This window comes from Vreelandella alkaliphila, from assembly GCF_016107625.1.
Taxonomy (GTDB): domain Bacteria; phylum Pseudomonadota; class Gammaproteobacteria; order Pseudomonadales; family Halomonadaceae; genus Vreelandella; species Vreelandella alkaliphila.
Genome location: NZ_JABASV010000007.1, coordinates 108,510 through 123,514, shown reverse-complemented (window position 1 = coordinate 123,514; position 15,005 = coordinate 108,510). Strand labels below are relative to the sequence as shown.

The 15,005-nt window shown below is 46.2% G+C and carries 13 protein-coding genes; all 13 read right to left on the bottom strand.

Annotation, left to right across the window (positions count from 1 at the left end):
- Window positions 1-8: 8 nt before the first annotated feature.
- The 13 genes from JFC11_RS12230 to JFC11_RS12170 all read right to left on the bottom strand — a co-directional run bounded on the left by JFC11_RS12230 (window position 9) and on the right by JFC11_RS12170 (window position 14,944).
- Window positions 9-950 (bottom strand): glycosyltransferase family 2 protein, encoded by a 942-nt coding sequence (locus JFC11_RS12230; protein WP_051626480.1) that lies wholly within the window; start codon window positions 948-950, stop codon window positions 9-11.
- A 79-nt stretch (window positions 951-1,029) separates the two neighbouring features.
- Window positions 1,030-2,241 (bottom strand): CDP-glycerol glycerophosphotransferase family protein, encoded by a 1,212-nt coding sequence (locus tag JFC11_RS12225; RefSeq protein WP_198349646.1) that lies wholly within the window; start codon window positions 2,239-2,241, stop codon window positions 1,030-1,032.
- 40 nt (window positions 2,242-2,281) lie between these two features.
- Complete coding sequence (gene tagD, locus JFC11_RS12220; protein ID WP_089038491.1) at window positions 2,282-2,743, bottom strand: glycerol-3-phosphate cytidylyltransferase; 462 nt, start codon at window positions 2,741-2,743, stop codon at window positions 2,282-2,284.
- A gap of 27 nt (window positions 2,744-2,770) precedes the next feature.
- Window positions 2,771-3,691 carry a glycosyltransferase family A protein gene (locus JFC11_RS12215; protein WP_051626481.1) on the bottom strand — a complete coding sequence of 307 codons (921 nt, stop codon included), beginning with the start codon at window positions 3,689-3,691 and terminating at the stop codon, window positions 2,771-2,773.
- 88 nt (window positions 3,692-3,779) lie between these two features.
- Window positions 3,780-4,994 carry a glycosyltransferase family 4 protein gene (locus JFC11_RS12210; protein ID WP_198349645.1) on the bottom strand — a complete coding sequence of 405 codons (1,215 nt, stop codon included), beginning with the start codon at window positions 4,992-4,994 and terminating at the stop codon, window positions 3,780-3,782.
- A gap of 158 nt (window positions 4,995-5,152) precedes the next feature.
- Window positions 5,153-6,358 (bottom strand): DegT/DnrJ/EryC1/StrS family aminotransferase, encoded by a 1,206-nt coding sequence (locus tag JFC11_RS12205; protein WP_198349644.1) that lies wholly within the window; start codon window positions 6,356-6,358, stop codon window positions 5,153-5,155.
- Window positions 6,351-7,427 (bottom strand): ATP-grasp domain-containing protein, encoded by a 1,077-nt coding sequence (locus tag JFC11_RS12200; protein WP_198349643.1) that lies wholly within the window; start codon window positions 7,425-7,427, stop codon window positions 6,351-6,353. Before JFC11_RS12200 ends, JFC11_RS12205 begins: the two co-directional genes overlap by 8 nt.
- Entirely contained in the window at window positions 7,420-8,043 is a 624-nt protein-coding gene (locus JFC11_RS12195) for a sugar transferase (protein ID WP_198349642.1), read from the bottom strand. Before JFC11_RS12195 ends, JFC11_RS12200 begins: the two co-directional genes overlap by 8 nt.
- Window positions 8,044-8,126: 83 nt before the next feature.
- Window positions 8,127-9,509 carry a UDP-glucose dehydrogenase family protein gene (locus JFC11_RS12190; RefSeq protein WP_198349641.1) on the bottom strand — a complete coding sequence of 461 codons (1,383 nt, stop codon included), beginning with the start codon at window positions 9,507-9,509 and terminating at the stop codon, window positions 8,127-8,129.
- Window positions 9,510-9,560: 51 nt separating this feature from the next.
- Complete coding sequence (locus JFC11_RS12185; protein ID WP_051626484.1) at window positions 9,561-10,643, bottom strand: NAD-dependent epimerase; 1,083 nt, start codon at window positions 10,641-10,643, stop codon at window positions 9,561-9,563.
- 53 nt (window positions 10,644-10,696) lie between these two features.
- Entirely contained in the window at window positions 10,697-11,890 is a 1,194-nt protein-coding gene (locus JFC11_RS12180) for a hypothetical protein (protein WP_038484843.1), read from the bottom strand.
- Window positions 11,891-12,084: 194 nt separating this feature from the next.
- Window positions 12,085-12,933, bottom strand: a complete 849-nt coding sequence (locus JFC11_RS12175; protein ID WP_038484846.1) for a hypothetical protein — start codon at window positions 12,931-12,933, stop codon at window positions 12,085-12,087.
- A gap of 1 nt (window position 12,934) precedes the next feature.
- Window positions 12,935-14,944: a polysaccharide biosynthesis protein gene (locus JFC11_RS12170; protein WP_198349640.1), complete on the bottom strand. Its 2,010-nt coding sequence runs from the start codon at window positions 14,942-14,944 to the stop codon at window positions 12,935-12,937.
- Window positions 14,945-15,005: the final 61 nt, after the last annotated feature.

The window sequence follows — 15,005 nt, the reverse complement described above, 5'->3', positions numbered from 1 at the left end:
ATTTCACGCTAAGATCTTTCTGGCTTAGCCAGGCCGAGGAGTAGCGCCAACCTGTACGTGGCTGAATAAGATTTAAAATAATAACACAACAGATAAGCTAAAAACCTCTCTGAAAAAGTCAACTCTTTTTCTAAAAACAACTTTAGCGCTTTTATTGGTGGGAAATAGCCTTTAGCTAAAATTATAATAAAACTTCTCTTCGAATTCTTTTTCATTTTATGCAACTGCCCTCCCATCACTCGCCTTCGTTTTTTAAGAATATCCTTTACATTTGAGCGTGCAGGATGGTTAACAATAACCTCCTGGGCGTATTCAACAGGAATCCCTTTTTCGCTCGCACGCACTCCCCATTCATTGTCACCGCCAGACATAAGGTTATCGTTAAAAAATCCAACTATTTCAAAGTTTTTTGACCAAGTCACCATATTAGCAGTCACCGCTCCTCCCCGCTGAGCATAGCGTTCTTGATCAAATCCAAAGGCCTTTTCATAAATTTCAACAAGCGTCAGTTTTTCAGATTTGAAGAAAAGCTCTACTTTACCAGCAACGCGTTCTGCACCTTTATCGAGTCGATTAATAGCTGTCTCCAGCCAATAAGGATCTGGGATACAATCAGAATCAGTAAACGCAACTATTTCACCTCGAGAAATCTTTAATGCGGCATTTCTTGCTGCATATGAGCCTGGTTTCGCTTCTTTGATCATGGTGAAGTTTTTGGGTAAGTAAAAGTCTGCTGGCGGAGAATCATCAGAGGCATTATTGACAATAATGACTTCAAAATTGTCTTGGGCAAGCGACTGGTTCTCTAATGCAACAACACACTTTTTTAGACGTGACCAGTCATAATAAGTCGGTACAATCACAGAAACCCTTGGAAAACCAACTCGAGCACCACCATTGGCATCGTCACCTATCTGCCTGCTCTTTATCCCTTTTTCATAAAATGACATGTCGCATCCCCATAAAATCATTGAGAAGCTAGCTTTATTCTCTATTCAAACTACGTACTCATCTTGTATTTACAGTCGTTCAGGCATGGCTGGTTACTTCGAGGCGACAGCTGTTACGCAGATGAGAGGTGACGCGTTCACACTCTCTGCCATCGTTCATAGCGGCATGTCGAGCTACAAAAGTTGCTAAGCGCTGGTGATGGACCTTTTTAGTCAAGGAGTCCCAGGCTTCAGGTAAATGCTCCCAAGATTCGATTACCGGACCTGGCGCGTCAGCAAGATAATCTCCATAAACCCCTACATCGAGGTTGAGATAATCATCCAGGTCAGGTGCCATCAAAATGATGGGGCGATTCAAACAAGCATAGTCGAACATCAAACTCGAGTAGTCAGTGATAAGTACATCCACTGCCGGAAATAAAGCATTTACATCTGGAAATATACTGACAGGCGCTTCACGAATACTCGCATTCCCCTCCATTAACGCTTGTACACCGCTCATTTTCAACGAGGTGTGCCCGCGGATGAGCAATAGCACTCGATGCTTTTCAAGCCATGGCAGTAATGCTTCTAGGCGTTCTCCTTGGGACACATCAAGCCCCCCCTTGCCTTGCATTCTAAGGGTCGGTGCATATAGCACTACCTTGTCGTACGCCAATATATCGATGCCAGCCTGTTGCAATAATGTTGACGCATTTTCTTGGAAAGCACTCCAGCGAGGATAGCCAAGGGCAGTGACACGATCGCTTGGTAAACCGAAGGCAGAGATCATTCGCTCTCGGCCGACGTCAGAAGCCACTAATACTTGCTGAGGCCTGCGCTGCCCAGGTAGTACTCGGCGCAGGTAACGATCAAATACGCCGGTAAAAACGCCAAGCCGGAAAGAGCGAGCATCCTGAACCAAGCGCTTAAGAGGGGTTCCATGAGTCAGATTGATTAGCTGTCCCCCAAATGACGCATGGGGATTAACATCTTCTGCCGAATGAGTGACAAGAAAAAGCCGCGCACGCAGCGACAACAGGATTCCTTTGACTGAGTAAGCAAGATAGGCTTCTCCGCCCTCTTCGCGAACTCGCTTAACAACCTCTTGATCATGCGCAAGCCAAACCGCTCTCAAGCTAGGCTCATGATCACGTACATGGCGATACAAATAGCTTGTGTTGTCAGCGAACTGGCGACCGTGCCAAGCACCAAATATCCATAAACGATCATTGCGGGGAAAGCATCCGCCGATCAGGCACAGCGGTAACCATGCCAGCTGTTTTGCTAAACGAAGTGTGTAAGAGGACATTGTGATTTCCTTGGCACTATCGCCATCAATCAAAGGAACATTAGCCGAAGTCTTTTCTTAACGTATCGAGCACGTCAAAGGCATTCATTAACTCATCACGTGAAACGCTATAGAAAGGATTAAGTGAACGTTTCAATTGAGTCGTAGAGACGCCATCGGTACGTGGCAGATATATCACTTCACAGTGGGGTGAAAGAAAGTCAAAGTGGCCTTTCCAATCATCACCAATGGCAAAGGTGTCAACTGAATAGCGCTGGATATCCTGAAGCTTTTGTTCCCAGTCGGTCTCGGGAATCACTTGGTCGACATAGCGCAAGGAGCGTACAATCTCAGCACGGTGCTCAAATGGAATCAACGTGCGCTTGCCTTTGAGCGTGTTAAACTCATCCGTTGAGATTCCCACTACCAAACGATCCCCCATTTCAGCCAAACGTCTTAGCAAATTCAGATGGCCAATATGGAACATGTCAAAGGTGCCATAAGTAATTACTGTCTTGGTCATGAGTGCTGCCCCCTTTGCTTGCAAAGATTATTTAATACGGCGACGTAACTGATTGTAATAAGGTTGGGGCACTAGTAATGAGATAGCATGCAGCCATAAACGCATGTTCATCCCTCCCAATCTTAATGCTTCTAAATCCAAGCGCACTGATTGGCCAAGCAGCTTCTTCTCAACGGCCCAAGAAAGAACTTTGCGATTTATTGCCAAACGCAATTGTCGCCGCTCACTACGCTTTAATGTAGATTCATACTGTTTAAAAAGATCAACACCAGGATGTAAACCAACAAGGTTGCGTTTATCACGCGTGATATCGCTGTTTTCAAGCAGCCATAAAGTAGTCACATTGGCGTTGTAGTGAATCGTTTTTAATTCGCAGAGCACTTTCAACCAGAAATATACATCGCCACCTCGGCGATAAAGCCCAGCAGGAAACCCTCCCATAGATAAAAAACGCTGACGCGAAATACACGCACCATTCATGTGAATAAAGTCGAAAAGTGCAAAGAATTCTAAGGCCTCCAAGCGACTCAGGCGACCACTAGCCCGTCCTTTTATTCTCGGCAGCCGCCGCCAGCCTTCCATCTTCTGGTAAGCATTGACGTATAACTCAATATCAGAATATTGACTAATTGCATTGGCAAAACATGACAAATGGTCTGATAACATAATGTCGTCAGCGTCAAAAAAAACCAACCACTCACCGGTTGATTTATCTGCCCCTAAGTTGCGCGCGGCATATCCTCCTGAACCGGGAGAATCACGCTGGTAAAGCCTTAATAAACCGGCCTTCTCATACTGCTGCAAAATGCCAAGAGAGCCATCTGTAGAACCATCATCTACGGCAATCACCTCAAAATCTTTGAAATTTTGCCTATATATACACTCCAGGGAATCACTTAAAGTGTTCACCTTATTATAAACAGGCATGATCACCGAGAAGAAAGCCATATCAATAGGTTCTCATAATTGTATTAGGAATAGAATTAATAGGTTTTATTCAACAGACCATTAAGCCTTAGGAAATAATTTTATATTTTCAGGCTTCATTAATAGCATTATTGTTAACTAGCGCTTGCTCTCGGCCACTCGATACCAGACCTTTTATTTCCATCGATTTAAGCATGACGGCATTAACTTTATGAACATCGTACCTATCTTTAGCAATTTCATACGAACGTCGGCCCATGCTTTGTACTAGGGCAGGACTATCAATGAACGCCTGCATGGCACCCTCAAGCGCATCGACATCTCTAACGGGTATCAAGTAGCCATTATCACCCTCAATGACAGTCTCACGGCATCCAGGCGCATCGGTAGTGATCACCGCCCGCCCCATCGCCATAGCTTCCAACACTGAACGGGGTGTACCTTCCCGGTAATAGCTGGGAAGTACATAAACACTGCAATTCGCTATTGCCGGGCGCACGTCATTAAGCCAGCCTAAATGATCAATTGAGCCCTCCTTAACCCAGATATCCAATTCTTCCCGAGTAATCGTATCGGGATTACTATCAATGTCACCGGCCAGTTGAAATACTATCTCGGGATGCCGCTGTTTGATTCGGCGTGCAGCATCAGCATATTGACGCACGCCTTTATCGCCCAACAGGCGAGCAATCAGTAAGAAGCGCGGTGGGCCTGCGGGTATAGGAGCTACCGTAAAATGGTTCATGTCTACCCCTGATCCATTGAGAACCTGCGAAGGCACCTTCTCACGCAGTATCCCCAGCTCACGAAACAAAGCGTTATCATCAGGATTCTGGAAAAACACCTTGTCTGCTCTATTGAGTGCCGCGGCATATAACCTACGCACGACTTGATAGACCAGAGCACGCTTGCCGCTGGCCTGACTAGCAAATGCGTAACCTAGCCCGGTAACTAATGCATAGCGGCGAGGAACTCTAGCCAGCCAGGCTGCTAGTAGTCCGTAAACAACTGGCTTGATCGTGTAGCTAAGCACCATTTCTGGGCGAATCCTGCACATAAGACAATAAAGTGCGTGCAGCGTTAAAGCATCGCGCCACGGGTTTAGTCCATTTCTCTGCATCGGAAAGTCGTGAGCAACAGCCCCCCAAGCTTCAAGTTGCTGGCGAGTAGTCATGTCTTCAAGAAGCCCTGGAGCAGCCACATGGACGTCTAATCCAGCTTTGATCAAGGCTTGCACCAGTGGCCCTCGAAAATTGACCAACGAATAGCTTGTGCCCGATATCAGCAAAAAACGCTTATTCGATGTAGCAACCTTAGGCTTCATAAAAACTCCTTAACGAAACACCAAGCCACACAGGTTGAGTGCTCGTTTGCCGACATTAGCTATTTTAAATAGTGAGCTTTAAATGCAGGTAGCTTTAAAGACAGCTGATCTTTTAAATACAGATGATCTTTTAAATTCTGGAAGGCTTGAAAAAATGATTAAACAGCTAGCGCCATGACCTCTTTGAGCACTTGACATGTCTTATCAATTTCTTCTTGGGAGAGTGTCGGATGGCACAAAAACATCAGACTGGTTTGACCAAGCTCTTGTGCAACTGGCAAATTGCTTTGTGGATGCCAGCCAGCGTTTAAAAAGGCCTTTTCGAGATATACTTCAGAGCAACTGCCTGGAAAACAGGGTACTCCTCTTAGGTTGATATCACTCAGGATACGATCGCGATCCCAGCCATCCCGTAGCTGACGCGGATCAATGAATACATAGCATTTATAAGCGGCATGCTTGGTATCTTGTGTTAGTGATCCAGAGGCCATATCTAAACAAAAATCAGGAACACGCAACCCTTTGCAATCCAACGCAGCTTGCCAGATATGTTGAGCATTCATCTGGCGAATCGCACTCCACTCAGGCATCCGTTTAAGTTGAATACGACCAATGACGGCCTGCATTTCAGTCATGCGCCAATTGGTGCCAAACGTATCATGCAACCAGCGGAAACCCGGTGGATGTTCTTGCACATAGACAGCGTCCCAGCTCTTGCCATGATCTTTATAAGCCCACATTCGTTTCCAAAGCGCGGAGTCATTGGTAGTGACCATTCCCCCTTCACCACCAGTGGTCATAATTTTGTCCTGGCAGAACGACCAACACCCCACATGGCCTATTCCTCCGACGCTTCGGCCTTGATAACGAGCGCCATGAGCCTGAGCGCAATCTTCGATGACATAAAGCCCGTATTCCTCTGCCAACGCCATGAGCTCCTGCATTTCGCAGGGCCATCCTGCTAGATGCACGGCAACAATAGCGCGAGTACGCGGGGTAATTTTTTCAGCGACCGTGGTGGCAGTGATATTTTGAGAGTCGCGATCAACATCAGCAAAGATTGGCACAGCCCCGACATTCGCAATGCATGATGCAGAAGCCACGAACGTTCGAGAGGTAACAATTACCTCTTCATGCTCTTTTTCGCCAATACCCAGCCCTTTTAGAGCTAAGTCTAGCGCGTTAGTCCCATTTGCTAACGCTATGGCATGCTTAGTCTCGGCAAATTGAGCAAACTCCTTTTCGAATTCAACGCACTCCTTGCCTGTCCAATAGTTCACTCTGTTGGAAAGCAGTACGTCCTGAACAGCCTGGGCCTCTTCCAGAGTAAAGGAAGGCCAAGGAGAAAATGGTCCGTTAAGCATGGCGGGGATCCATATCTAATAGATCTTTTTCATTCATGACAACTGGCTTTTCATCCACATCTCTTAAAAATATTGTGCCTTTTGGAAACTCATAATGTTTGTATACGTGTGAAAAGTTGTCTGGATTAAGATTCATCTCAAGATAGTCTAGAGGGAGATTAGCGCCTGCTTGAGCCAAAGAGGAAATAAAAGCAACAAACCTTACATTTATTTCGGTTATCATTGGATTCCCCTGCGCATCCTCTTTTAAATCTACTGTGAATATGCCATTCGCTTTCGATTGATAGTGATTAAAAAATGAACTAATCGCATCATCAGCAATATTCACAAGCTGAGTATCATTAATCATACGACCAAACGCAGTGTTGCCAGTTATTCCAGAAGGTGCAACCTTAGACATGATATACGTTACTCTCTCGGCACAAGCGGAGCGTATAATCTTGCCGTCCATATAAATAACCTTACACGCAAGATTTCTTCCCGGCAAAAACTCAGATGCGATGAATTCCTCAATGAGAGGGTTTATTTGCATCCATTCATCAAGTTCTTCTTCACTTGTAATTTTTAAAGAACCTAGCCCGCTTGAACCAATAGTACCGCGTACCCAAAAAGGATAATCAAGCGTCAAATCACGGCTTTTAAAGCCGTTTAAAAAAGTACAGTAACGGGGTATATAAGGCTTATCCATCAGTATTTCATGCAGCTTTTTCTTATCTATTATCGCTTCGGTAGGCTGGCTTGAAGAAATAAATGTTTTACAAGGCAAGCCTTCAAGGTCTTTCCGCTTCGACCATGCCACTACTTCAACTTCAGGCAATACAACCGCAAATTGAATCTGATGATGATCAATTATTTTTGATATTTCTAACCAGTAACGTTCATCATCAGCCCTTGGTACTAAATAGGTACGCTCATATGAAGACTTATCATAAAGACCAATCGCTAACGGGTTAGCATCAGCACCAATAAAACAATAACTATCAGTTCCAGAATCAAGGATAGACCTGACAAAGCTGCGTGGCGTTGGCCCACCGACGCCAGTGACAAGGATATTAATTTTTTTAGCCATTTTGTCCACCTTTGTCGTTTTTCAGTTTTGATTCTTTAAAGTTTGGCATCGCTACATCACCCGAGTAACTGATACCTTCGCGGAAAAAAACTTTTTTCACTGTTAATAGTAGTATTTTTATATCCAAAAGCAGTGTCTGGTTATCTATATACCAAATATCGTAATCAAACTTTTTTTCCCATGAGATACCATTACGACCATTTACTTGTGCCCAACCTGTCACACCGGGGCGGGCTTCATGCCGACGAAATTGGTGGGCGCTGTAATAAGGCAAATATTCCATTAATAAAGGCCTGGGGCCGACCAAGCTCATATCTCCTTTCAGTACATTCCATAATTCGGGTAGCTCATCCAGACTGGTAGCACGCAAACGTCGACCAAAAGGAGTCAGCCGCTCTTTTTCTGATAATTTTCGGCCTTGCTCATCATAGGCATCTCGCATAGAGCGAAACTTGATGATTTCAAATGGCTTACCGTTTAGCCCTGGACGATATTGACGAAAGAGAACTGGCGTGCCTAGTTTATAGCGAACAAGCAGTGCTATAACAACTAGCAAAGGGGATAGCAATACTAACCCTATTACTGAAATAGCAATATCAATCTGGCGCTTTAACATGAGCCACCTACCATTAAAAACACAATACAAAGCCAGCTACAACAATTAAATACCCAAAAAAACAACCATATTAGATATCGTCTTTAATTACTGGCAGTTACCAGATGGCGTTCAGCTTGGGATGTTATTGACAGCGTTGGGTTGGCTCTACCTACCGAGTAGTAGTTAAACCCTTTAGCTTCCATTCTGTGTGGCTCATAAAGATTTCGACCATCAAAGATAGTCGGTTCCGATAACTGAGCCTTAATAAGCTCAAAATCAGGCGCTCGGAAATTTTGCCACTCGGTAACGATAATTAACGCATCACTATTTTTTAACGCGGCTTCTTTGGTTCCACAAAGGGTTAAATGCTCACGACTGCCATAGATTCGCTGAGCTTCTTCCATAGCTTCCGGGTCATAGGCCTGTACCTTTGCACCTTCCGCCCATAGAGCCTCCATAAGCACTCGGCTGGGCGCATCACGCATATCGTCCGTATTGGGCTTGAAGGAAAGACCCCAAATAGCAAAGGTTTTACCCTTTAACTGTGCATTGAAGTGCTGATTTATTTTCTGGAAAAGTGTGGTTTTTTGCTCTTTATTACGGAATTCCACCGCTTTGAGCAGTTTGGCGTCAAAGTCGATACTATTTGCAGTGTGAATAAGCGCCTGTAGGTCTTTGGGAAAGCAGGAACCCCCGTAGCCTACACCAGGGTAAATAAAGTGGTAGCCAATGCGTGGATCCGAGCCGATTCCCTTACGCACGGCTTCAATATCGGCTCCCAGTAGCTCGGCTAAGTTTGCCATTTCGTTCATAAAACTAATCTTGGTTGCTAACATGCAGTTAGCAGCATACTTTGTTAACTCAGCGCTTTTTACATCCATCACGATAACTTTGTCGTGATTGCGATTAAAAGGCGCATATAATTCTCGCATGACCTCTATTGTTGCATCGCAACTGGTACCAATAATAATTCGATCTGGCTTTTGGCAGTCTACGACGGCACTACCTTCCTTTAGAAACTCAGGATTAGACACCACTTCAAAGCTGATGTCGCTTCGACCACGCCTTTTCAATACTTCTTCCATCACGACACGAACTTTGTCGGCACTGCCTACTGGTACAGTGGATTTGTTAACGATAACTTGGTCGCGCTCCATGTGTTCAGCGATAGTCATCGCCACGTTGAGTACATAGGATAGATCCGCACTTCCATCTTCATCCGGAGGAGTTCCCACGGCGACAAATTGAACCTGACCATGTTTAATCGCGGCAACCGCATCGGTAGTAAAATCGAGCCTTCCAGCAGCGTGGTTCTCTTTTACTATCGACTCCAATCCAGGTTCATAGATAGGCGTGATACCCATCTTAAGCTGTTCAACCTTATGGGCATCCACATCTACGCAAACAACGTGATGACCAACTTCAGACAAAATTGCACCTTGAACCAGGCCAACATAACCCGTTCCGAAAACTGTAACGTTCATTGGAGTTCCTGCTAGGGTTGGGTGTGCTAAGGGAGAAGTAAGGAGTTCATATTACTTAATTAAGCCAGACACTTCGCTTGCAGCATCAGAGGAGTCAGTAGGTGAATATTTTTTTAATGAGTAATAGTCGCGATACCAAGCAATGAAGTTTTCAATGCCCTTAAAGATTGGTGTAGAGGGTTTATATCCCACCCTTCTTTCTAATTCACCTGAGTCGGCATACGTATCTAGCGCATCTCCCGGCTGTAGAGGCAGCATTTCTTTGATGGCTTTTTTACCTAGCGCCTTTTCAATGGCTTCGATATAAACACTGATTGTTACCGGATCATTATTACCTATGTTAAAGAGGCGATACGGTGCATTACTGGTAGCAGGATCGGGGCTATCGCTATTCCACTCTTGAGCCGGGGTTGCGATGTCGTCACTGGCGCGAATAATGCCTTCTACAATGTCATCTACATAAGTAAAGTCGCGTGTATGGTGGCCATAATTAAAAACCTGAATAGGCTCATCAGCCAGAATGTGCTTGGTAAATTTAAAAAGTGCCATGTCTGGGCGACCCCATGGCCCATAGACAGTAAAAAACCTTAGGCCAGTCGTCGGCAGTCCAAACAGATGACTATAGCTATGAGCCATCATTTCGTTAGCTTTCTTGGTGGCCGCATAAAATTGCAACGGATGATTGGCGCCCTTGTGCTCGGAAAATGGCATTAGCGTATTGGCACCGTATACGCTGCTGGTGCTGGCGTAAGTCAGGTGCGCAACCTTAGCGTAGCGACACGCTTCTAATATATTGGTAAAGCCAATTAAGTTACTTTCCACATAACTAAGCGGATTTTCCAGTGAGTAGCGCACGCCAGCTTGGGCAGCAAGATGAATGACGCGATCAAAGCAGTGCTCTTCAAAGCACGTTGCCACCGCTTGCTGATTAGCTAAGTTGGCACGAATTGAGAGGTAGTTATTTCCTGTCTCAGCTGCCGTCTGTTCAAGTATTTTGAGACGCGCTTCTTTTATAGCAGGGTCGTAATAGTCATTAACGTTATCAAACCCGACAATACTATCCCCCCGCTCTAGCAGACGTTTAGCAGTGTGAAAGCCAATGAATCCAGCATGGCCGGTTACTAGAATCTTCATACAGTGACTCCATGACGAGACAACCGTGAGCAAGAGGAAGGAAGGGAGATAGATCAGTTACGCACAAGGCGCTGAATATGTTGCCAACTCACTCGCCTTAAACCGTCTAACGTTAAAGGCACTAGTGCCGCCGAGCGCACCATGGTAAGTACCGGTCTCGGAAGCTTGTTCAAACATAGGGTTCGGGGTAGCCCTGTATAGGGGAACCAGCGCTCATGATAGGAGCCTTGATGAGCCGAAATCGGCAAATCCCCCTTGAAACGTGATGGCACGTCATACCAAGCATAATTGCCCTTCAGACTTTCTATCTCGTCGGTGCCAGGCTGAAGAAATTCGAAATCGATAATTTTAAGGCCTTGGCAAGGGTCATAAATTAGGTCTTGCGGATTAAGGTCAATGCATTCGTAGCCAAGACGTCGATAATGCAAGATAACCGCTCTGACACGCTCAATTGTCCAGAGAGGTAGTAACCCATGTGGTGAGAACGGTGCACGGGGAGAAAGGATACGCTCCATACGATTGGAATAGCGCTCAAACACCAGGTAATGAGGCCCCACCTCTAGCAATCGCGATACTTCAGGTAATGAAGCGCCTAGCTCACGGGCTTTTACTTCACGCTCTAAATACCGCTCGCGCCCCGGGCGAAAGGTTTTGCAAATTGCTTCCGTGCCGTGAAAATCCACCAGCTCTACTTTGGCTCGACATACCTGCTTACTCACGTCGGCTAGCACTGGATAAGGGGTGCGAAACTCCATGTTATAGCGCTGAGCTGTCGCACGTATTTTACCGATCTGCTGTGGAACTATTTTCTTTAGGTATTCAAGTACCTGAGTGGTGCTGCAAGACAAATACAGTGGACTAACGTGTTCTTGACCACTGCGCCCATCGTTGACCTTTTGAGTTAGCACTGTTTCTACAGTAAGCAGCCGTACATTATCGGTTCGTCCTGGTGTCTTCGTTGAAGAAGGTTGCTCCATCACAGGATGCACATCGTGCACCACCAAAAAATAAGCTGGCAGACCGCCATTACCAGGCCAATCCACAGGCTCCTGTTCACTACTATCAATCCACTTTGCCAACGTTTGCCGTTGATCTTCATGAATGGCTAGTTCGCTCAAAATATTGAAACCGTAGCGATCAAGCAGGCTACGTAAGACATCTAAATATGCAAGCCCACGCTCCCTAATTAGAAAAACGGCAACGCCAGTTAACCACTCATTTTCCTCAATATTATGTTGTTTATTCATCGTAGCCTTTCTCCTTTAGAACTAAAGGGAGTGTCGTAAAAAGCTAACAAGAGGGTTTATAAGGCCTCTTATAAAAATAATTAAAAAATAATTTAAAATGAAAAAAATCACTAAAGAGAGAAATTAAAAAAAATTTAGGAAGAGACAAAAACGCCTTAGACAGAGTGGTTTTATTAAAAAAATAATTTTATATATTAATCGGCAAAGTAGTTATCGAATATTTTGAGGGCTGCTTCTTGGCTAAATAAACCTGAGGTCACTGTAGGCCAAAGGGCAACGTCTTCACGCCGAATAAAACGCTCCACCCGAATAGTAGCCCGCAGCGCTCCTAACGCACTGATCACCGCGTAGCGATGCTGACCACCATGTACAACCCAGCGCCAGCGCCCATCTGAGTGCGTCAAAACGTTCGCCCGGATATCTCCATCAGTGCCGTCATGGCGACAGATCCCCTGACGGCGAATCGATTCAAGTACCCGAGCCAAACGCTCAACCTCAACTTCAAGCTTATCTTCGCTGACGGGTCCACAGAACTTCCAACCCGCATTAATGTCCAGGCGTTTGCCTAATATTCGGGTATTTTCACGTAATTCAGTTCGCTGGCGTTTGACACTCTTTTCTACTGCATTGTGGGAATCCCATGGCGAGCAAGCCTGCCACGGAGGTACATCGACTAGCTCACCCACTTGACCAGAAGAAACTCCCAGAAATTCGGCAGCATTGGCTGGCTGCCAGTCAGCATAGAAAACACGGAGCGCTTCACGGAGCAAATCGCGCTCCCTGCCAGGATTATCAAATGCTTCCTGCATCACATCATTTAGAAAGCGCCGATGACCACTGAGATTGAACAAGCCAAACCCCCACTCCATAGGCGCGTCAAGGAGCAGCTCTCTGCCAGGATAAAGATAATTTAACTCAAGAGGATTGCTCATATGCCTACGAGCATCCACTGGCTGAAAATGCTTCATCGACTGGATGTGTAACCCCGCACGCTCGGCCTTTCGGAGCATCCACACTTTGATAGACAATGAGTCGATCAGCATTTTAGCTTTCCTTGGTGGCGGGATTAAGTGCTTGGTTAAGAACTGGATCGAGTCGGTTCATAGACGTTAAGAATGGATTCGTAGTTAAGCGTTGGCCCTGTGGCTCAAGGGGCGAAGCCTGACGCGCTGCCCAGACTAGGTCCGCTATGTCGCCTAAGGGGTGATAATCTAATGGGGCCGACTGTAAAAGTTGACGGATACGCAAATGGTCGGTCTCGATAAAAGCCTGTTCCAATTCTTTTAAAAAGGTTTCAAGCCTTGGCCATTCCCAGAAGCGCTCTTTTGAAGTCATTATCCGATCGTGACGAGTCCGCCTGACGTCATCGCCGATTAACAGCTCTTCGTATAACTTTTCTCCTGGGCGCAAACCGGAATAAACAATCTCAATATCACCTTCAGGGTGTTCGGCATCTCTCACTTCAAGCCCTGAAAGCCTAACCATATTCATTGCCAAATCCAGAATACGAACCGGTTCACCCATGTCGAGAACAAATACCTCACCACCTTCGCCCATCGCGCCAGCCTGGATAACCAGCTGAGCGGCTTCGGGAATTGTCATGAAATAACGGGTGATTTCCGGGTGGGTAACTTTGATAGGGCCGCCCTGCTCAATCTGTTTGCGAAACAACGGCACAACAGAGCCACTTGATCCCAACACATTTCCAAAACGCACCATGCAAAAACGTGTATTTGACTGCGCATGAGCAAAAGCTTGGCAAATAAGTTCGGTCAATCGCTTGGAAGCCCCCATCGCATTGGTGGGGCGAACTGCCTTATCGGTGGAAATAACCACGAAGGTTTCGACACCGGCTGTCATTGCCGCCTGAGCTAGGTTTAAGGTGCCAAAGACGTTGTTACTGACCCCTTGGACAAGATTAAACTCAACCATCGGCACATGCTTGTAAGCGGCTGCATGGTAAACGGTATGCACCTGAAAGCTCTCAAATACTGCTTTGAGGCTACCCGCATGCTGAACCGAAATAAGCAGTGGTTTTAGTTCACAGCGTGAATGGGTCGTTTCAACTACCTGTCTTAACTCCTGCTCAATGGCGTATAGGGCAAATTCGCAGTTGTCGACCAGTAACAGGCGTATGGGATTCTGAGCAAGGATCTGACGGCATAGCTCACTACCAATTGACCCCCCAGCGCCGGTGACCATAACCGCCTTATCGCGAATATTGGCCTGCAGCAACTCAGGGAAGGCAGGCACGGCCTCTCTACCCAACAGATCTTCTAGCGCCACGTCATGAAGCTCGCTAATTTTTGCTCTCCCAGCAATCACGTCGGCGCTACCAGGAATTGTTTTTAGAGGAACAGACAGGCCCGAAAGCCAGTGTAATATCTCACGGCGTCGCCAACGCGGAGCGCTAGGAATTGCCAGCAGAACCATGGCAGCCTGATACTCTTGCACCAAGGCGGCTAACGCAACCGGTTGGTGTACCCTCAGCCCTTCGACCATGGCACCTTCTAGCCCACGCCAGTCATCTACGAAAGCCACCGGCTCATACTCACCACCATGGCGAAGCGCATCGACCAATTCGCAGCCAGCGGCTCCTGCCCCATAGATCACTACTGGCTTGCGTTGACGACGCTGGCTATAGCGATACAGTTCACGGATAAAAAAACGCAGGCTACCAATACCTAATAATAGGAGGAGCGTATAAATGACGATGACGGATAGCCCGACAGAGTGTTCAACCATATAACTGACTGGTACCACTAATAGCGCTGACGTCACGACGACCATAGCGACGGTCGGCACAGTGACATGGCTCATATAACGAATCACTATTCGATATAGCCCGAGCCAATGGAAAAGCAACAGACTTGTTGGCACTAACAGGCCAATCGTCATCCACAGAGAGCCATCTCTTAGTGGCTGCAAATTTTCTAAGTGAATCACCGTTGCCAGCTGTAAACTACCCGCTACAATCACACCATCCAGCAAGACAAGTACTCTGCGTTTTATCCATCGGGGTGTCACCGACAACGATTTCATTAAGCTATCCATGATTCCCCCGTTATTATTCTTTGCTGGCGTTACGTGCGAGTTATCTGGCCACATGAGTGGC